At 72.0% G+C, this 17785-nt stretch carries 17 protein-coding genes and 1 riboswitch; of the genes, 3 read left to right on the forward strand and 14 right to left on the reverse strand.

Annotation, left to right across the window (positions count from 1 at the left end; genetic code table 11):
• Window positions 1–6: 6 nt before the first annotated feature.
• A complete protein-coding gene (gene mnmA / locus ACH4F6_RS35490) occupies window positions 7–1137 on the reverse strand; it encodes a tRNA 2-thiouridine(34) synthase MnmA (protein ID WP_397964506.1) in 1131 nt (376 codons plus the stop codon).
• A gap of 83 nt (window positions 1138–1220) precedes the next feature.
• Here mnmA and ACH4F6_RS35495 point away from each other — a divergent pair, with 83 nt between their 5' ends.
• Window positions 1221–1880: an N-acetylmuramoyl-L-alanine amidase gene (locus ACH4F6_RS35495; RefSeq protein ID WP_397964507.1), complete on the forward strand. Its 660-nt coding sequence runs from the start codon at window positions 1221–1223 to the stop codon at window positions 1878–1880.
• Window positions 1881–1947: 67 nt separating this feature from the next.
• Here ACH4F6_RS35495 and ACH4F6_RS35500 read toward each other — a convergent pair whose 3' ends face one another.
• From ACH4F6_RS35500 to ACH4F6_RS35510, 3 genes are all read right to left on the reverse strand, one after another.
• Entirely contained in the window at window positions 1948–3117 is a 1170-nt protein-coding gene (locus tag ACH4F6_RS35500; RefSeq protein ID WP_397964508.1) for a cysteine desulfurase family protein, read from the reverse strand.
• A gap of 80 nt (window positions 3118–3197) precedes the next feature.
• On the reverse strand, window positions 3198–3464 hold the full coding sequence (locus ACH4F6_RS35505; RefSeq protein WP_397964509.1) for a DUF4190 domain-containing protein: 267 nt from the start codon (window positions 3462–3464) through the stop codon (window positions 3198–3200).
• A gap of 31 nt (window positions 3465–3495) precedes the next feature.
• Window positions 3496–3660 (reverse strand): hypothetical protein, encoded by a 165-nt coding sequence (locus tag ACH4F6_RS35510; RefSeq protein WP_397964510.1) that lies wholly within the window; start codon window positions 3658–3660, stop codon window positions 3496–3498.
• Window positions 3661–3782: 122 nt separating this feature from the next.
• Between ACH4F6_RS35510 and ACH4F6_RS35515 the strand changes: the two genes are divergently transcribed.
• On the forward strand, window positions 3783–4427 hold the full coding sequence (locus tag ACH4F6_RS35515) for a TetR family transcriptional regulator (RefSeq protein WP_397964511.1): 645 nt from the start codon (window positions 3783–3785) through the stop codon (window positions 4425–4427).
• Window positions 4428–4551: 124 nt separating this feature from the next.
• On the opposite strand, the gene ACH4F6_RS35520 is transcribed toward ACH4F6_RS35515, so the two are convergent.
• The gene (locus tag ACH4F6_RS35520; protein WP_397964512.1) at window positions 4552–5403 is read right to left on the reverse strand and encodes a thioesterase family protein; all 852 of its coding nucleotides are present in this window, start codon (window positions 5401–5403) and stop codon (window positions 4552–4554) included.
• Window positions 5404–5546: 143 nt separating this feature from the next.
• Between ACH4F6_RS35520 and ACH4F6_RS35525 the strand changes: the two genes are divergently transcribed.
• Window positions 5547–6776 (forward strand): alpha/beta hydrolase, encoded by a 1230-nt coding sequence (locus ACH4F6_RS35525; RefSeq protein ID WP_397964513.1) that lies wholly within the window; start codon window positions 5547–5549, stop codon window positions 6774–6776.
• On the opposite strand, the gene ACH4F6_RS35530 is transcribed toward ACH4F6_RS35525, so the two are convergent.
• From ACH4F6_RS35530 to ACH4F6_RS35570, 9 genes are all read right to left on the reverse strand, one after another.
• Entirely contained in the window at window positions 6685–7341 is a 657-nt protein-coding gene (locus tag ACH4F6_RS35530) for a trimeric intracellular cation channel family protein (protein ID WP_397964514.1), read from the reverse strand. The genes ACH4F6_RS35525 and ACH4F6_RS35530 overlap by 92 nt on opposite strands.
• A gap of 63 nt (window positions 7342–7404) precedes the next feature.
• On the reverse strand, window positions 7405–9003 hold the full coding sequence (locus ACH4F6_RS35535) for an ABC transporter ATP-binding protein (RefSeq protein WP_397964564.1): 1599 nt from the start codon (window positions 9001–9003) through the stop codon (window positions 7405–7407).
• Between the two features lie 14 nt (window positions 9004–9017).
• Window positions 9018–10115 (reverse strand): ABC transporter ATP-binding protein, encoded by a 1098-nt coding sequence (locus ACH4F6_RS35540; RefSeq protein ID WP_397964515.1) that lies wholly within the window; start codon window positions 10113–10115, stop codon window positions 9018–9020.
• The gene (locus tag ACH4F6_RS35545; RefSeq protein WP_397964516.1) at window positions 10112–11110 is read right to left on the reverse strand and encodes an ABC transporter permease; all 999 of its coding nucleotides are present in this window, start codon (window positions 11108–11110) and stop codon (window positions 10112–10114) included. Before ACH4F6_RS35545 ends, ACH4F6_RS35540 begins: the two co-directional genes overlap by 4 nt.
• 110 nt (window positions 11111–11220) lie before the next feature.
• Window positions 11221–13023 (reverse strand): ABC transporter substrate-binding protein, encoded by a 1803-nt coding sequence (locus tag ACH4F6_RS35550; protein ID WP_397964517.1) that lies wholly within the window; start codon window positions 13021–13023, stop codon window positions 11221–11223.
• 68 nt (window positions 13024–13091) lie between these two features.
• A complete protein-coding gene (locus ACH4F6_RS35555; RefSeq protein WP_397964518.1) occupies window positions 13092–14099 on the reverse strand; it encodes an ABC transporter permease in 1008 nt (335 codons plus the stop codon).
• Between the two features lie 345 nt (window positions 14100–14444).
• Complete coding sequence (locus ACH4F6_RS35560) at window positions 14445–15242, reverse strand: enhanced serine sensitivity protein SseB C-terminal domain-containing protein (protein WP_397964519.1); 798 nt, start codon at window positions 15240–15242, stop codon at window positions 14445–14447.
• Between the two features lie 219 nt (window positions 15243–15461).
• A complete protein-coding gene (locus ACH4F6_RS35565) occupies window positions 15462–16244 on the reverse strand; it encodes an enhanced serine sensitivity protein SseB (RefSeq protein ID WP_397964520.1) in 783 nt (260 codons plus the stop codon).
• A 478-nt stretch (window positions 16245–16722) separates the two neighbouring features.
• Entirely contained in the window at window positions 16723–17400 is a 678-nt protein-coding gene (locus tag ACH4F6_RS35570; protein ID WP_397964521.1) for an AAA family ATPase, read from the reverse strand.
• Window positions 17401–17577: 177 nt separating this feature from the next.
• A riboswitch (glycine riboswitch) is annotated at window positions 17578–17686 on the forward strand.
• The last annotated feature ends 99 nt before the right edge of the window (window positions 17687–17785 follow it).

Consider the following 17785-nt stretch of genomic DNA (forward strand, 5'->3'; position numbering starts at 1 on the left):
GTAGGGTCACACCGCCGCGGCCGTCGCGCGCGTGGTCGCGGCGATCGTCGCCGAGCCCACCACGCGCGTGCCGTCGTACAGCACGATCGCCTGGCCGGGGGCCACGCCGCGGACGGGCTCCCCGAAGGAGACCCGCAGTTCGCCGTCCACCAGCTCCGCCGTCACCCCGGTCTCGCCGCCGTGGGCGCGCAGCTGGGCGGTGTAGGCACCGGGGCCGGTGGGGGCGGCGCCGCACCAGCGGGGCTTGACGGCGGTCAGGGCGGTGACGTCGAGGGCGGCGGCCGGACCGACCGTGACCGTGTTGTCCACCGGGGAGATGTCGAGGACGTAGCGCGGCTTGCCGTCCGCGGCCGGGGTGCCGATGCGCAGGCCCTTGCGCTGGCCGATGGTGAAGCCGTACGCGCCGTCGTGCGTGCCGAGCTTGTGGCCGGCCTCGTCGACGATGTCGCCCTCGGCCTTGCCCAGCCGCCGCGCGAGGAAGCCCTGGGTGTCGCCGTCGGCGATGAAGCAGATGTCGTGCGAGTCGGGCTTCTTGGCGACGGCGAGCCCCCTGCGCTCGGCCTCGGCGCGGATCTCGTCCTTCGTGGTGACCGTGTCGCCGAGGGGGAAGAGGGCGTGGGCGAGCTGCCTGTCGTCCAGGACGCCGAGGACGTACGACTGGTCCTTAGCCATGTCGGAGGCGCGGTGCAGTTCGCGGGTGCCGTCCTCGCGGACCACGACCTTCGCGTAGTGGCCGGTGCAGACCGCGTCGAAGCCGAGGGCCAGGGCCTTGTCCAGGAGCGCCGCGAACTTGATCTTCTCGTTGCAGCGCAGGCAGGGGTTGGGGGTGCGGCCGGCCTCGTACTCGGCGACGAAGTCCTCGACGACGTCCTCGCGGAAGCGGTCGGCGAGGTCCCAGACGTAGAAGGGGATGCCGATGACGTCGGCGGCGCGGCGGGCGTCGCGGGAGTCCTCGATGGTGCAACAGCCCCGCGCGCCCGTCCGGAACGACTGCGGGTTCGCGGAGAGCGCGAGGTGGACGCCGGTGACGTCGTGGCCGGCTTCCGCGGCGCGGGCGGCCGCGACGGCGGAGTCGACCCCGCCGGACATGGCGGCGAGTACGCGGAGGGGGCGGGGGCGCTGCGAGGTCTCAGTCATAACGCCTCCCAGGGTACGGGGCGCCGGGAACCGCGGCCCGCGCGTATCCGTTGTGGATCTCGGAGGGCGAGGAAGGACGGGCCATGGGGGAGACGAAGCGCGACGCCGACCGGCGGATCGGGCGGCGTGCGCTGCTGATCGGCGGGGCGGCGGCGGCCGTGGGGTCGGCGGTGCTGGCGCGTGACGAGCTGGCGCACCTGTGGTGGCGGCTGCCGGGCGTGGAGAAGTCCCGGGTGCAGGGCGCGGTCGACTACCGGGGCGCGCGGTGGGTGGCGGCCTCCGAGGCGAACTTCCGCTGGGCCGACCGTCCGGACGACTACGGCATCGACCTGGTCGTCATCCACGTCACGCAGGGCGACCTGGCCAGCGCGGTGCAGGTGTTCCAGGACCCGGACCACCGGGCGGCCGCCCACTACATCGTCGGCAAGGACGGGCGCGTCACCCAGATGATCCGCGAGCTGGACGTGGCGTACCACGCGGGCAACCGCGGGTACAACGAGCGGAGCGTCGGCATCGAGCACGAGGGCTTCGTGGACCGTCCGCAGGACTTCACCGACGCGATGTACACGGCCTCGGCGCGGCTGACGGCCGGGATCTGCCGGCGGTACGGGATACCGGTGGACCGCGAGCACATCATCGGCCACGTGGAGGTGCCGGGGACGGACCACACCGACCCGGGCGAGCACTGGGACTGGGACCGGTACCTGCGGCTGGTGCGGGAGGCGCACACCGCGTCCGCGTGAGGGGCCCCGGGCACCCGTCGCGCGAGCCCGTCGTTCCCGGGTCCCCGTCGGCGGATCCCGCGGTCGCTCACGTGAGCCCCGCCGCCCGTGCCCGTTCCACCGCGGGTCCGATGGCCCGGGCGACCGCCTCGACGTCGGCCTCGGTGGAGGTGTGGCCGAGGGAGAAGCGCAGGGTGCCGCGGGCCAGGTCCGGGTCGGCGCCGGTGGCGAGCAGGACGTGGCTGGGCTGGGCGACGCCGGCGGTGCAGGCGGAGCCGGTGGAGCACTCGATGCCCTGGGCGTCCAGGAGCAGCAGCAGGGAGTCGCCCTCGCAGCCCGGGAAGGTGAAGTGGGCGTTGGCGGGGAGGCGGCCCTCCGGCGCCGGGTCGCCGCCGAGGATCGCGTCGGGGACGGCCGTGCGGACCGCGTCGACCAGGGCGTCGCGCAGGGCGCCGATCTCACGGGCGAACCACTCGCGCTGCTCGGCGGCGAGGCGTCCGGCCACGGCGAAGGAGGCGATGGCGGGGACGTCGAGGGTCCCGGAGCGCACGTGCCGCTCCTGGCCGCCGCCGTGCAGGACGGGTACGGGGGTGTGCTCGCGGCCGAGGAGCAGGGCGCCGATCCCGTAGGGGCCGCCGATCTTGTGGCCGGAGAGGGTCATCGCGGCGAGGCCGGAGGCGGCGAAGTCGACGGGGACCTGACCGAAGGCCTGCACGGCGTCGGCGTGCAGGGGGACGTCGAACTCCGCTGCGGCCTCGGCGAGTTCACGGACCGGCATGACCGTGCCGATCTCGTTGTTCGCCCACATGACGGTCGCCAGGGCGACATCGCCGGGGTTGCGGGCGACGGCCTCCCGGAGGGCGTCCGGGTGGACCCGGCCGTGGGCGTCGACGGGGAGGTACTCGACGGTCGCGCCCTCGTGTTCGCCCAGCCAGTGCACGGCGTCGAGGACGGCGTGGTGTTCGACGGGGCTGGCGAGGATCCGGGTGCGGGCCGGGTCGGCGTCACGGCGGGACCAGTACAGGCCCTTGACGGCGAGGTTGTCGGCCTCGGTGCCGCCGGAGGTGAAGACGACCTCGCTCGGGCGGGCGCCCAGTGCTTCCGCGAGGGTCTCGCGTGCCTCCTCGACCGTGCGGCGGGCCTGGCGGCCGGACGCGTGCAGGGAGGAGGCGTTGCCGGTGACGCCCAGGTGGGCGGCGAGTGCCTCTGCCGCCTCCGGGAGCATCGGGGTGGTCGCGGCGTGATCGAGGTAAGCCATGGTGAGGCGATTCTACGGCGCGGGGCCGACGGACCTCGTGTCGCGGTCGGCCGTCCCCGCCCGCCTCCCGGCGGCCCGCCTCAGAAGCTCCACGAGATCGTCGAGTCCGCCTGCATGAAGGCCGCCAGGACCACCAGGTCGGCGATGCCGAGCGTCAGGCCGAGCAGGGCGCGGCCGCGCCGCCCGGTGCCGCGCCGGAGGGCGACCGCCGCCAGGACGATGGCGATCGGGCCGAGGAAGACGTTCAGGACGAGGAGGCCGACGAGGCCGAGGACGAAGGACGCGACCGCCATGCCGTCGGTGTCCCGGATGCCCGTGCGGCGCGTGGCCGGTGCGGTGAGCTGCATGGTCCGTTCCTTTCCGGTCGGGGTGGGCGGGTCAGCGGGTGGGGGTGTGGCGGCGGCCGTGGCGCTCGCGGAGCGCGAAGACACCGAGCCAGACGGCGATCACGGCTGCGGCGGCGAGGCTCAGGCCGATCGGCGCGTGGGCGACGGTGCCCACGACGACGCCGAGCAGCAGCAGTGCGGCGACGAGGAACAGCATGGGATCGGATCCCCCTCCGTGAAGTTTCGGTGAACAGTTGCAGTTACACTTGTTCACTGACTCATGAGTCTAGCGTGCCCCCTCTCTTGGCAATTATGGAGAACAGTTGTTAACTGGATGACATGAGTCACACCCTCGGCATCCGGCAGGCCCAGAAGCAGAAGACCCGGCGGGCGCTCCTGGACGCGGCACTGGGACTGCTGGAGGAGCAGAGCCTGAGCAGCCTGGGCCTGCGCGAGGTCACCCGCGCCGTCGGGGTGGCCCCGACGGCCTTCTACCGCCACTTCCGCTCCACGGCGGACCTCGGTGTGGCCCTGGTCGAGGAGGCGCTGGGCAGCCTGCACCCGATGATCCGGACCACGGTGACGTCCGCCGGTTCCAGCGACGAACGCATCGCCCGTGCCGTCGAGTTGATCGCCCGTCACGTACACGCGTACCCCGCACATGTCCGTTTTATCGCCCGGGAGCGCCACGGCGGGGTCCAACCGGTCCGCGCGGCGATCCGCGACCAACTGGCGCGGTTCGCCGCGGAGGTGGAGGCCGAACTGGCCGAGGACCCGGAGGCGGCGGGCTGGAGCGAGGAGGACCTGGCGATGCTGGCGCACCTGTACGTCGACCAGATGCTCATCACGGCCTCGCTGTTCCTGGAGGCGCAGGAGTCCGCGGAGGGCGAGGAGGCGCACGCCGAGGCCCGTGAGCGCGTCACCCGGGCCGCGACCCGCCGGCTGCGGCTCGTCAGCATCGGCCGCCGGCACTGGCTCGACTGAGCCGGTCCCCGTGTCCGGGCGCGGACGCGCACGCGCGACGAGGGCGGCGCACCCGTCCACCGGGTGCGCCGCCCTCTCCTCGCGTACGGCGACGGGCCGCCGTCGGCCCCGCCGCCCGGGCCGGTCAGCCCAGCCTGACCCGCGCCAGCTGCCGCGACTGCGCCACCAGTCGGTCCGCGCTGTCCCACACCTCGGCGTCCTCCTCCAGGTAGCCGCCGGCGAGGTTGCGGGTGGTGATGGAGACCCGGACCGGGCCCGGGGCCGGGCGGGAGCGGACGTGGACGGTGAGTTCCACCGTCGGGACCCAGCCGGCGATGCCGAGGTCGAACGCGGTGGGCGGCAGGGCGTCCACCGCGAGGAGCAGCGACAGCGGGTCGGCGTCACGGCCGTCGGCCAGCCCGAACCAGGCCCGCATCTCGCCCTTGCCCGAGGGCCGGCCCAGGGCCCAGCCGACGGTCGACGGGTCGAGCTTGAGCATCAGCCGCTCGGCGATGGGCTGCTGCTCGGCGTCGGGGGCGGGTCCGTCCTCGGGGCCGAAGCACCGGTCCATCGGCGGGAAGGCCGGGGGCCGCGCCGAGGTGCGGACGTCGTCGGGGAGGGTGTCGAGGTCGCCGTAGGAGGCGAGGACGCGGATGCGTTCGACCTCGCGGCCCTCCTCGTCGTACTGGAGGAGGGACGCCTGGCCGGTGGAGAGGGTGCGGCCGGTGCGGACCGTCTCGGTGCGGATCACGGCCGGCCCGGGGCGGGAGGCGCTGAGGTAGTGCGCGGAGACGGTGAACGGGTCGCGGTGCGGCAGGGTGTCCGCGAGGGCGCGCCCGAGGACGGCGAGCAGGTAGCCGCCGTTGACGGCGCCGAAGATCGTCCAGCCGGCCGAGAGGTCGGCGTCGTACACGCCGGGCTCGCGCGGGGTGACGGCGGTGTCGCGGTCGAACTCGCTGTCCCCGACGGTGGCGGGGGCGATGGCTGCTTCAGGCATGCATGAACGGTACAACAGGCAATTACTAAGCGGTAGCTTTTCGCGGGGGCGGGGCCGCCCGACGCGTGCGGGGCGGGTGGTTTCCCGGCAAGTGTCCGCACTCGTCCGTAAACCTCGGGGCCCGTTTTCCCCTCTCCAGGGACATGAGCCTCACCGGGACTCCGTTCCTCCTCACCCTGATCGCGCTGTCCGTCGCCGCCCTCGCCCTGCCGCTGCTGGTGTGGTCGCGCGTGCGCGGACCCAGGGTCCTGCGTGCCACGGCCCGGACGCTGATGCTGCTGTTCGCCCAGGGCACCGCCGTCGCCCTGGTGTTCGTCCTGGTCAACAACGCCAACAACCTGTACGACACCTGGGACGACCTCCTCGGCACCGGCAGCCACGTGCGGCAGGCCGCCGACCTGGGCCCCGACGGCACCGGCGGCATCGCGGTCGAGAGCCTGCCGAGGGTCCGGCAGACGTTCAGCCGGGCCGAGGGCCCCGGCATGCACGCGGCCGGCGGGGTGCGCGTCACCCAGCTCGAGGGGCGCGTCTCCGGCGTCGACGCCGAGGTCTACGTGTGGCTGCCCCCGCAGTACGACGACCCGGCCTACCGCAAGCGCGCCTTCCCCGTCGTGGAGCTGCTGCCGGGCTACCCCGGCTCGGCCAAGTCCTGGTTCGGGACGCTGCGCGCGCACGAGCAGCTGCTGCCGCTGATGCGCGAGGGCAAGGTCGCGCCGTTCATCCTGGTCGCCCCGCGCACCGCGCTGCTGCCCGGCGCGGACACCGGCTGCGCCAACGTCCCCGGCACCGTCAACGCCGACTCCTGGCTGAGCCTCGACGTGCCGAAGATGGTCAGGGACAACTTCCGGGCCCAGCCCGCGCCGCAGGGGTGGGCGGTCGCCGGGTACTCGGCCGGGGCGCACTGCGCCGCCAAGCTGGCCGTCGCCCACCCCGACCGCTACCGGGCCGCGATCAGCCTGTCCGGCTACAACGACCCGGCCGCGGAGCGCACCTCCCTGGCCGCGCAGAGCCGCACCCTGCGCGAGCAGAACAACCCCTGGGTGCTGCTGCGCAGGGCCGCCGAGCCGCCCCCCGTCGCCCTGTACGTCTCGGGCCGGCCGGGCGACGGCTACGAGGACGGCACGGCGCTGCAGCGGGAGGCGAAGGCGCCGACGGCCGTGCGCGTCGTCCTCGTCCCGGGGGACGCGGGCGGCCACACCATGGCGCTGTGGCGGCCGCAGGTGGTGCCCGCGTTCCGCTGGCTGACCGCGCAGACGGGTCAGGCGGGCGCCGTGGAGGGAGCTAGTCCTCCCGGACCGTCGAGCGACGGTTCCAGGCGCGCGGCGCTCGCCAGTGGTAGCGCATCGCGAGCAGCCGCAGGACGAAGGCCGTGACCGCGGCGGCCCCGCTGGCCAGCGGGGTGAGGGCGTCGTAGCGGATGCACAGCGCCACCATCGTGGCGCCGACGATCGCCGGGACCGCGTACAGGTCGCGGTCCCAGCGCAGCAGCGACGGCACCTCGTTGGCGAGGACGTCCCGCAGCACACCGCCGCCGACCGCGGTGGCCAGGCCCAGGGCGGCCGACGCGGTGAGGCCCAGGCCGTAGTCGTACGCCTTCGTGGTGCCGGCGACGCAGAACAGGCCGAGGCCGGCCGCGTCGAAGACGTTCACACCGGTCTGGATGCGCTCCACGTGGGGGTGGAGGAAGAACACCAGGAGGGCGGCGAGCAACGGGGCGAGGAAGTACCCCAGGTCGGTGAAGGCCGCGGGCGGTACGGCCCCGATGATCACGTCACGGAAGATCCCCCCGCCCAGCGCGGTGACCTCGGCGAGCACAGCTATGCCGAAGACGTCGAAGTTCTTGCGGACGGCCAGCAGCGCACCCGAGATCGCGAAGACGAAGATGCCGATCAGATCGAGCGTGTGCTGGACGGAGGGGCTGAAGAGTTGCTGGACCACCCTTCTATTCTCACCCAGCACAAAGCCCCCGCCTTACATTACAAGGCGGGGGCTCGGTGTTACTTACTTCTCTTTGGAGGGCGTCTCCTTGGAGACCTCGGGCCCCGCCGACTCCCCCGCGGGGGCGGCCTCGGCGGCCTCCTCCGTGGCGGCCTCGGCCGGTTCCTCGGCCGAGGAGCCCTCGGCCGGCGCCTCCGCCGGAGCGGTCTCGGCCTTCTCCTTCACGGGAGCGGCCTCGGCCTTCTCCTCCGCGGGAGCGGCCTCGGCCTTCTCCTTCACGGGAGCGGCCTCGGCCTTCTCCTCCGCGGGAGCGGCCTCGGCCTTCTCCTTCACAGGAGCAGCCTCAGCCTTCTCCTCCGCGGGAGCGGCCTCGGCCTTCTCCTCCGCGGGAGCGGTCTCGGCCTTCTCCTTCACAGGAGCAGCCTCAGCCTTCTCCTCCGTGGCGGCGGTCTCGGCCGACTCCTTCACGGGAGCGGCCTCGGCCGGCTCGTCCGTCAGGGAGGCCACCGCCGCCGACGTCTCCGCCGACTCCGCGAGCACCTCGTCGGCCACCAGCTCCGCCGCCTCCTTCGCGACGGTCAGCAGGACGGTGTCCTGCGGGGCCTGGTCCGCGAAGTTCTCCGGGTGGTGGCAGGCGACCTGCTGGCCCGGGCGCAGCTCGACCAGCTTGGGCTCGGTGGTCTTGCAGATCTCCGTCGCCTTCCAGCACCGGGTGTGGAACCGGCAGCCGGTGGGCGGGGAGATCGGCGAGGGCACGTCGCCCTTGAGCAGGATCCGCTCGCTCTTGGCGTTCTTCCGCTTCGGGTCCGGGATCGGCACCGCCGACATCAGCGCCTTGGTGTACGGGTGCATCGGCGTCTTGTAGAGCAGGTCCCGGTCGGCCAGCTCCACGATCTTGCCGAGGTACATCACCGCGATCCGGTCCGAGACGTGCCGGACGACCGAGAGGTCGTGCGCGATGATCACGTACGTCAGGCCGAGCTCCTGCTGGAGGTCGTCGAGCAGGTTCACGACCTGCGCCTGGATCGACACGTCCAGCGCGGACACCGGCTCGTCGGCCACCACGAGCTTGGGCTTGAGCGCGAGCGCGCGGGCGATGCCGATGCGCTGGCGCTGACCGCCGGAGAACTCGTGCGGGTAGCGGTTGTAGTGCTCGGGGTTGAGGCCCACGACCGACAGCAGCCGCTGCACTTCCTTCTTGATGCCGCCCTCGGGCGTGACGCCCTGGAGCCGGAAGGGAGCGCCGATGATCGTGCCGATGGTGTGGCGCGGGTTCAGCGACGAGTACGGGTCCTGGAAGATCATCTGCACGTCGCGACGGAGCGGACGCATGCCGCCGACACCGAGGTGCGTGATGTCCTTGCCCTCGAACTCGATCGTGCCGCCGGTCGGCTCGAGCAGCCGGGTGATCAGACGGCCCATCGTGGACTTGCCGCAGCCGGACTCGCCCACCACGCCCAGGGTCTCGCCGGAGCGGACCTCGAAGTCGAGGCCGTCCACCGCGTGCACGGCGCCGACCTGCCGCTGCAGCAGGCCCTTCTTGATCGGGAAGTGCTTCTGCAGCCCGGTCACCTTCAGCAGGACCTCGCCGGGGGCGGCGTCCTCGGTGAGCGTCGCGGCGCCGCCGCTCGGCTCGCCGTCGGTCTGCGCGGGGATGCTCACCGCTTTCTCGTCACTCACAGCTTCGGCGCAATCTCTTCGGTCCAGATACGCTCCCGCTGCTCCTTGCCCAGGTGGCAGGCGGCCCAGTGCCGGCTGCCGACCTCGGACAGCTCGGGACGGACCGTGCGGGTGACGTTGTCCTTCGGGAGGTCCGCGTACGGGCAGCGCGGGTTGAAGGCGCAGCCGGACGGGACGTTGATCAGGGAGGGCGGGGAGCCCTTGACCGGGATCAGGCGCTCCTGCTGGTCGCGGTCGAGACGCGGCATCGAGCCGAGCAGGCCCCAGGTGTAGGGGTGGCGGGGCTCGTAGAACACCTTGTCGGCGGGACCGCGCTCGACGCACCGGCCGCCGTACATCACCAGGAGGTCGTCGGCCAGTTCGGCGACGACGCCCAGGTCGTGGGTGATGACGATGACCGCGGAGCCGAACTCCTTCTGCAGGTCGCGGATGAGGTCGAGGATCTGCGCCTGGACGGTCACGTCCAGGGCGGTCGTCGGCTCGTCCGCGATGAGCAGCTCGGGGTTGTTGACCAGCGACATCGCGATCATCGCGCGCTGGCGCATACCGCCGGAGAACTCGTGCGGGTAGTTGTCCACCCGCTTGTCCGGCTGGGGGATGCCCACCCGGTCGAGCATCTCGACCGCGCGGCGCTTGGCGGTCTTCTTGTCGACGTCGTGGTGGATGCGGTACGCCTCCACGATCTGCTGGCCGATCGTGTAGTACGGGTGCAGCGCCGACAGCGGGTCCTGGAAGATCATCGCCATCTGGCGGCCGCGCAGCTTGCGCACGTGGTCCGGGTCGGCGGACAGCAGCTCGGTGCCGTCCAGCCAGATCTCGCCGGAGATCTGCGCCTTGCGCTTGCCGTACTGGCCGGCGGTGTGCAGGCCCATGATGCCGAGCGAGGTCACCGACTTGCCGGAGCCCGACTCGCCCACGATGCCGAGGGTCTTGCCCTTCTCCAGCTGGAAGCTGAGCCCGTCGACGGACTTCACCAGGCCGTCGTCGGTCGGGAAGTGCACCTTCAGGTCGCGTACTTCCAGGAAGGCGCTCGGCGCGGGCGAGGCGGGGGTGGGCTCGCCCACGGCCGCTCCGCTCTTGCTGAGTTCGGTCATGTGAGCCTCACTCGGGGGTCGATCACGGCGTACAGGATGTCCACCACGAGGTTGGCGACGAGCACCGCGAGGGAAGTGATCAGGGTGACGCCCAGGATGATGGGCAGGTCCTGGTTCTTGATGGCGTTGAGCACCGCCTGGCCGAGGCCCGGCAGGTTGAACGCCGTCTCGGTCAGGATCGCGCCGCCGATGAGGGCGCCGAGGTCCATGCCCAGCATGGTCAGCAGCGGCGTCATCGTGGAGCGCATGGCGTGCTTGCCGATGACGACCCGCTCGTTGAGGCCCTTGGCGCGGGCGGTGCGGATGTAGTCCTCGCCGAGGATCTCCAGCATGGTGGCCCTGGTGATGCGCGCGTACATCGCCGCGTACAGGAACGCCAGGGTGACCCACGGCAGGATCATTCCGCCGAACCAGCCGGAGAAGCTGTCCTCCAGGGGCACGAACTGGCCGTCGAACAGGTCCAGTCCGTACACGAAGATCGACAGCGCGACCATGCCGGTGAAGTAGATCGGGAGGGAGACGCCCGAGAGCGCGATCACCATCGCGCCGCGGTCCCACAGGCTGCCCCGCTTGAGCGCGGAGAGCACACCCGCCGAGACGCCGAGGATCAGCCACAGCACGGCGGCGCCGAGCGCGAGGGCCAGCGTCACCGGGAAGCGGTCGGTCAGCACCGGCCAGACGGCCTGCTCACTGCGGAAGGAGTAGCCGAAGCACGGCGCGGAGCAGCTGATGGAATCGCCGCCGCCCGTGTAGGTGCGTCCGGCGAAGATCCCCTTGAAGAACTCCCAGACCTGGGCGTAGATCGGGTCGCCCAGGCCGAGCTTCTCGCGCACACCCTCGACCGCGGCCGGGTCGGCCTGCTTGCCCACGAAGCTCAAGGCGATGTCGACGCCGGCCCACTTGGGGATGAGGAAGAAGATGCCGAAGACCACCATGACGATGACCACGAGCATCACTGCGGCGGCGAACAACCGCCTGATGAGGTAAGCGAGCACAGCTCTCGGCCCGCCGCGGACCGCGGGCCACCGGAGGTTGTCCGGTGGCCCGCGCTCACGCTGCGCCGGCCTTCACCTGCCTTTCGTGCCGTTCGGCGGGTGTGCCGGGACTACTTCTTCGGGTTCTTCAGACCGAGGTTCACGAAGTCGTACTGACCGCTGTAACCGTCGGTGGTGTAGACGTTCGCCAGGTTGTCCGAACGCCAGTTGATGAACTTCTCGAAGACGAAGGGCAGGTAGTACGCGCCCTCCATCACCTTGTGGTTGATCTCCGTGGCGATCTTGGTCTTGCCGGCGTCGTCCAGCGTGGTGACGTACTGGTTGAACAGGCCGTCGATCGTCTTGTCGTTGATGAGCGCGTAGTTGTTGTTACCGCTCTCCGCGATGTACTTGCTGTTCCACAGCGGCAGACCGAAGCCCTGGACGGACGGGAAGTCCGGACCCCAGCCCATGATGATGATGCCGTAGCCCTTCTTCTTCACGTTCGAGGGGCTGCCGATGATGCCGGCGGTCTGCGAGCCGTCGTACTGGTCGATCTCGGCGGTGATGCCGACCTTCTTCAGCGAGGCCTGGAGGGACTGGGCCGTGGCCACCTCGACCGGCTTGTTGTTGCGGACCGCGATGGTGGTCTTGAAGCCGTTCGGCTGGCCGCAGGCCTTCAGGGCCGCCTTGGCCTCGGCGACGTTGCCGTTCTTGTTGTCACCGTTGAGCTTGTACGGGTCGTACTTCTGGCCCTCGGCGCCCGGGACGGACGGCGGGAGCATGTTGGTGCCGATGTCGCCACCGGCGACCGGGCCGCCACGGGCGGTCTGGAGCGACACGTGGTCGGCGCCGAGGATGACGGCCTTGCGGCACTCGATGTTGTTGAACGGCGCGACGCTCTGCGGGAAGACCGCGTACCGGACGTAACCGGAGACCGGGTTGTCCAGGTTGGCCTTGTGCTGCTTCAGGGCGGTGGTGCGGCCCTGCGGCGACATGCCGGTCTGGTTCAGGTCGAGGTCCAGGTCACCGCTGATCAGGCGCTGGTCGAGCTGGTTGGCGTCCGAGAAGAACTGGATGGTGATCTCGTCCGGGTAGGCCTTGCGGACCGGGTCCGAGGCCTGCTTCCACTCGGTGTTGCGGACCAGCTTGAGGTCCTTGCCCGGGCTGTACGACTCGAACTTGTACGGGCCCGAGGAGAACGGCTTCAGGCCGTACTTGGACTTGGTGTCCTTGTCCTGGCGGACGGGGGAGGCCGACACCAGGGCCAGCATCTCCTCGAAGTCCGAGTTGGCCTGCGGCAGGTGGAAGACGATCGTCTTGTCGTCCGGCGTGTCGATCGCCTTCAGACCCAGCTTGTCCGCGGACGTGTCCTTGTACGGGCCCTTGTACTCGCCCTTGGGGTCGAGCACGTCCTTCAGGTACGTCGGACCGCCGGACAGGACGTCCTGCGCCCACACGCGCTCGATGCCGTACTTCACGTCCTTGGACGTGATCGGCTTGCCGTCCTCCCACGTGATGCCGTCACGCAGGGTGTACGTGTAGGTCTTGCCGTCGTCCGTGATCTTCGCGGTCGAGGTGGCGAGGTCCGGAGTGATCTCCGCGCCGGCCGCGCCCGGCTCGGCCTTGTTCGTGACGAGCTGGCGGCTGTAGTAGCGCGCGAAGTTCCACATCATGCCGTAGTAGCCACGCGTGGTGTCCCACGAGTCGGCGTCCTGCGCGGCGCCGAACTTCAGCGTGCCGCCCTTCTTGGCGGCGGACGCCTGGGCGACCTTGTTGTTCGCGGCGTCGAAGCCGGCGGCGCCGGTGCTCGAGCCCTTGCCGCTCTCGTCGTCGCCTCCGCCGCCGCACGCCGCCGTGGTCAGCAGCGCGGCGACCGCGGCAGCAGCGGCAAACGCCTGCTTCCGCCGCCCTGAGGTGCGTTGGGTAGTCACGATCTCGGATCCTCCGGATAGATGAGAGACCCCGTGTAGGAACCACGGGACAGTTGGGGTGCGGCGGTTCAGCGGGAGGCCTTCGGGTCCAGCGCGTCCCGGACGCCGTCGCCGAAGAGGTTGAAGGCGAGAACGGTGATGAAGATCGCCAGGCCCGGGACCACCATGTACATGGGGTCGGACTCGTAGTAGTCGATCGCGCTCGAGAGCATCTGCCCCCAGGAGGCCGTGGGCGGCTTGACGCCCACGCCCAGGAAGCTGAGCGCCGCCTCGGTGAGGATGTTGGTGGGGATCATCATCGTGGTGTAGACGACGATCGGGGCCACGAGGTTGGGCAGCAGCTCCTTGAACAGGATGTACAGCCGCCCGGCGCCCAGCGAGCGGGCGGCCTCCACGTACTCGCGCTCCCGCAGCGAGAGGGTCTGGCCGCGCACCACGCGTCCGATGTAGGGCCAGCCGAAGAATCCGATGACCAGGATCATCACGAAGACGCGCACGTTGGAGCCGGTGAGGCCCAGCAGGTTGCTCGGCATGACGGAGACCAGCGCGATGATGAACAGCAGCTGGGGGAAGGCGAGCAGACCGTCCATGACCCGGCTGACGACCGAGTCGACCCAGCCGCCGAAGAAGCCGGCGAGGATGCCGAGGACGGTTCCGAGGATCACGGCGACGACGGCCGACAGGAAGCCGACCAGCAGGGAGATCCGGGCGCCGTAGAGGATGCGGGCGAAGATGTCGCGGCCGTTGACCGGCTCGACGCCCAGCAGGTGCTCGCCGCTGATGCCGCCCAGGGAGCCCGTGGGGGTGCCGAACAGCGGGTCGATGAGGTTCTCGTGGTACTCGTTCGGGTCCTGGCCCAGGATCGAGGTGATCACCGGGGCCAGCAGCGCGACCACGACGAGGAGGAGCACCACGACGCCGCCGGTCAGGGCGAGCTTGTCCCGCTTCAGGCGCTCCCAGGCGATCCGACCCAGGGAACGGCCCTGTACGGCCTTCGCGTCGGCGGTGGCCACCGCCGCTTCCTCGGCCGGGCTCGGGGCCGCTTCCGCGGTCGGCTCGTGCAATGGTGCCGTCATCTGGCAGGGACCCCTCTCAACCGGCGGTAGCCGGCCCGCACTTGCCGCTGTAGCGGCATGATCCGTCCGTCGTACACAGGGGCGAAAACACCCCTGGAGCGGGAGTCTTCAATGCTTTGGTGATCTGTTGCCAGACTTGGCAGCGAAAGGATGCGTAAACGTGATGCGGTCAGTGGGGTTCCGTTATCCGGACGGTGGGTAACAGCCGCCGGACAGGTACTAGTTGGGGCAGACCAGGGTCAAACCGGACCAAGTACCCTCATCTACGCGCGAAGAAGAGTCGTTCCGTTCCGGTCCGTCTCACGTCCGGGGCGGACGGCCGGCGGAGCGGAGGACGCCGGAAGGTCAGTAGCGGCCGGCCGGCGGGAAGCCGTAACCCGTCGCGGGGGCCTGGGCCGGGGCGGCGGGGGCGTGCGCCTCGCGGTCGTAGAACGGGCGGGCGTGAGCGCGCATCCACATCACGACCGGGTCGTGGTCGTCGCTCATCGCGACCGTCGACACCGCGAGTCCCTCCGGGACCGCGCCGATCGACTGCTGCATCATCGCCCGTACCGCGTCCACGGACGCCGGGGAGGTGTCGTAGACGTCGAGTCCGACGGCGAGGTAGGGCGCGCCCAGGGCCGGCTGCACCCAGGCGCGGCGCAAGGAGCGCAGTGCGGGGGTGCGGTGGGCGTTCTGCGCGAGGAGGGCGTAGAACTGCGGGATCTCGATGGCGGGTTCGGACAGCCTGAGCGGGCCGGCCGGCTGCCGGTCCAGGCCCGTGGCGATCCGGCGCAGGTCGAGCCAGGGGATGCCGACGCCGCCGCCCGGGGCGTGCGGGTTCAGCCAGAGGCCGTAGTGGTCCGGGTAGAGCGTGCGGGCCACGTCCAGGCCGTCGACCACCTCGTACGATCTGTTCCAGCCGCTGGCGGAGAGTTCCTGGGCGGAGGTCACGCAGGGGGCGTAGCCGTGGCCCTCGATCTCCATCGAGCCGTACTGGGCGTCCGGGGAGCCGGCCTGGCCCTGCCACAGCAGCATCCACACCTGGCCGGTGCTCGGGGTCGCGAGCGCGCGCAGGAGCGCCTCGTAGGCGTCGTAGCGCCCGGGCGTGACCTGGCGCAGCATGTGCTCGACCTGCCCGGCCGCGATGCCGCTGGCGCTCACCTGTACCGCCCCTTCGATTCGTTTTCCCCACGTTCGGAGACCAGCTTAGGTGGCTCCGCCCGCAACGGACGCCCACCGCGGGGCGGGTTGTTCGCCGCGGGCGGGCGCGGTGGGCTCCGCCGGCGACGGGCGCCCGCCCGGGGGCGGTGCGTCCGCCGTCGGCGGGTGCGGGGACGCGCGGCCGGCCGCGCCGGTTCCCACGCCCCCCCGCGGGCGGGTTCACCCGGCCCGTGTGTAGAAGGGCCGCACCCGCTCCTTCAGCCACCTGCCCACCGGGTCCTCGGTCACGTCCAGCAGGACCAGGTTGACCGGCCACGGCACGGCGTTGCCGGCCAGGGCCCGGCCCAGGGCGTCCATGGGCAGCGCGCGGAAGTCCCCTTCCCAGTGGGAGAGTTCGACGCCGACGAACATGACCGGGTCGCCCGTCTCGATGGCGGCGAGGCAGCGGCGGGCGGTGAGGACGACGCCGGTCGCCTCGAACTCGGCCGAGGCCGCGGCGAGGAAGTCGACCGGGTCGTCCTGCCAGTCGGGCTCGAACAGGCGCACGCGGCCGCCGCTCGCGGGGCCGTCCAGCGGGGTGCGGCCGGCGCGGCACAGCTCGGCCACGGCCGGCGGGGGCAGCGGGACGCCGACCACGCCGTCCGGGTTCACCGCGATGCCCACCTGCGGCGGCAGTCCCCGGGCGAACTCCACGGCCGGCGCGATCGTGTACGACATGTGCGAGCCGACGACCTGGCGGTACTGCTCCTCGGAGCTGAACACGGGCACGTAGGCCTGGCCGTCGATCTCCAGCGAGGGCAGGTCGAGGGGGCCGCTGTGCGGACCGCCGCCGTTGGGCAGCGGCACCCACACGAAGCTGCGGCCCAGCACCTCCACGATCCGCCCGCCGGCCCCGGGCACGCCGAGGGAGGCGGAGAGCACCTCCTCCAGCTCGTTGCCGGGCCACCCGCCGTGCGGGTGGGGGTGCGTCTGTGCCGGGAAGTCCGCCGGGGGGATGTCCATCTGCCTACCGCCTGCTGGGAACCACTGCTGTGCCGAAAAGGCTAGCGGCTGGCGCCGCCCCGCCCCACCGCCCCGGCAGCGGACCCGGGACTCCCGCTTCCCGCCCGTCCGGCTCCGGCGGCGGGCGGACCCGGGCCGGGGCCCGGGAGCGTGGCCCCCGGGGACCTGGACGGGCAGGTTCGCGGGGACGGGCCGGCGGCGCCGCGCAGGTCCCGACGTCGCAGGTCCGCGACGTCGGGACCGCGGGCGTGAGGGCCGGCGGAGCCGCGGAAGCGGGCCGCCGGGCCGCACGAACAGGTCGGCGGGGTCACGGCGGCGGGACGGCGGGACGAGCACGGGCGCGGGCGGGACAGCGGGTCCGCGGGCGTGAGCCGACGGGTCCGCGGCGGGGCGGAGGCGGGGCCGCGGGACCGGGGCCGTGGAGCGCTCTGCCGGGGCGGCTAGGCGGTGCCCCGCCGCCCGGCCGGGTGAGCCGTCGTCAGCCGGAGCCGGTGAAGGCGATGCGGCGGAGGGCGTCCGCCGCGGGCCGGTCCAGGAGGATCGCCGAGGTGCAGCCCGCGGGCAGACGCCCCTCCTCGACGGCGCGCAGGAGACGGGCGGCGGCCCGGCGGTGGCGCAGGAAGGCGTACCGGGAGACGCCCCGGCCGCGCTCCCGCTGCCCCTCCAGCGCGGTGCCGGGGGGAACGTCGAGCAGCAGCAGGTGCAGGGCGCCGCCGCGGCGACGGGCCGCACGGCCCAGCCAGTCGCGCACCCACGCCTGCGTGCCGCAGTCGTGCACGACGACGCCCTCGCCGGCGCGCAGGGCGCGGCGCAGCCCGGCGTAGTGGGCGAGCCGGACGACGGGGCGGTAGAGCGCGTACGGCAGGAAGCGCGGCACCCGGGCTTCCCAGCGGTCGCGGGTGTCCTGGGAATCCACCCGCAGCCCGTTCGCCGCGCGCTTCATCAGCGTGGACTTGCCGCTGCCGGGCAGACCCGTGACCACCACCAGGTCGCGGGGGCCGAACAGCAGGGCGTGCGGGCCGTGGCCGGCGCGGTCGCGCAGGTCGCGGACGACGGGAGCGGGCGCGAGGCCGGACGCCTCCCCGGCCGGGGCCGCCGGCGGGGCGGGCACCGCGATCGCCGGGGTGGTCGCACAGGCAGCCGTGGTCCTCTTCACCGTGATCGTCCTCCCCTGGGGTCAGACAAGTCTTCTCCCCCTCGCGCGTAAAGAGAAGGTAATGCGCGATGTCCGCCGTTTTCGTGCGCGTACCGCCACAGGCCGGTTACAGATGTGGCCTGCCGCGACCGGGGCGGACCGTGCGATGATGTCCGCGCCAACTGCATACCGGCCGTTTGAATCCGCGCGGGAGAGTTCCCGGCAGGAGCTGCGACAGCTTCGCCGGGGCGCCGAAGGAGCAAGTCCCTCCCTTGAATCTCTCAGGCCCCGTTACCGCGCGGGCGAGGCACATCTGAAAAGCGGGCCGCTCCCCGTCCGGGACGGCTCCACCCAAGGTGCAAGCCACGATCACGTCGTCACGCCCGGCCCCGGGCGGTCCGCGGTC

Source organism: Streptomyces sp. NPDC017936 (assembly GCF_044328485.1).
Taxonomy (GTDB): Bacteria; Actinomycetota; Actinomycetes; order Streptomycetales; family Streptomycetaceae; genus Streptomyces.

Coding starts and splice junctions, on each gene's coding strand:
- mnmA (WP_397964506.1), bottom strand. CDS start 1,137: ATGACTGAGACCTCGCAGCGCCCCCGCCCCCTCCGCGTACTCGCCGCC.
- ACH4F6_RS35495 (WP_397964507.1), top strand. CDS start 1,221: ATGGGGGAGACGAAGCGCGACGCCGACCGGCGGATCGGGCGGCGTGCG.
- ACH4F6_RS35500 (WP_397964508.1), bottom strand. CDS start 3,117: ATGGCTTACCTCGATCACGCCGCGACCACCCCGATGCTCCCGGAGGCG.
- ACH4F6_RS35505 (WP_397964509.1), bottom strand. CDS start 3,464: ATGCAGCTCACCGCACCGGCCACGCGCCGCACGGGCATCCGGGACACC.
- ACH4F6_RS35510 (WP_397964510.1), bottom strand. CDS start 3,660: ATGCTGTTCCTCGTCGCCGCACTGCTGCTGCTCGGCGTCGTCGTGGGC.
- ACH4F6_RS35515 (WP_397964511.1), top strand. CDS start 3,783: ATGAGTCACACCCTCGGCATCCGGCAGGCCCAGAAGCAGAAGACCCGG.
- ACH4F6_RS35520 (WP_397964512.1), bottom strand. CDS start 5,403: ATGCCTGAAGCAGCCATCGCCCCCGCCACCGTCGGGGACAGCGAGTTC.
- ACH4F6_RS35525 (WP_397964513.1), top strand. CDS start 5,547: ATGAGCCTCACCGGGACTCCGTTCCTCCTCACCCTGATCGCGCTGTCC.
- ACH4F6_RS35540 (WP_397964515.1), bottom strand. CDS start 10,115: ATGACCGAACTCAGCAAGAGCGGAGCGGCCGTGGGCGAGCCCACCCCC.
- ACH4F6_RS35555 (WP_397964518.1), bottom strand. CDS start 14,099: ATGACGGCACCATTGCACGAGCCGACCGCGGAAGCGGCCCCGAGCCCG.
- ACH4F6_RS35565 (WP_397964520.1), bottom strand. CDS start 16,244: ATGGACATCCCCCCGGCGGACTTCCCGGCACAGACGCACCCCCACCCG.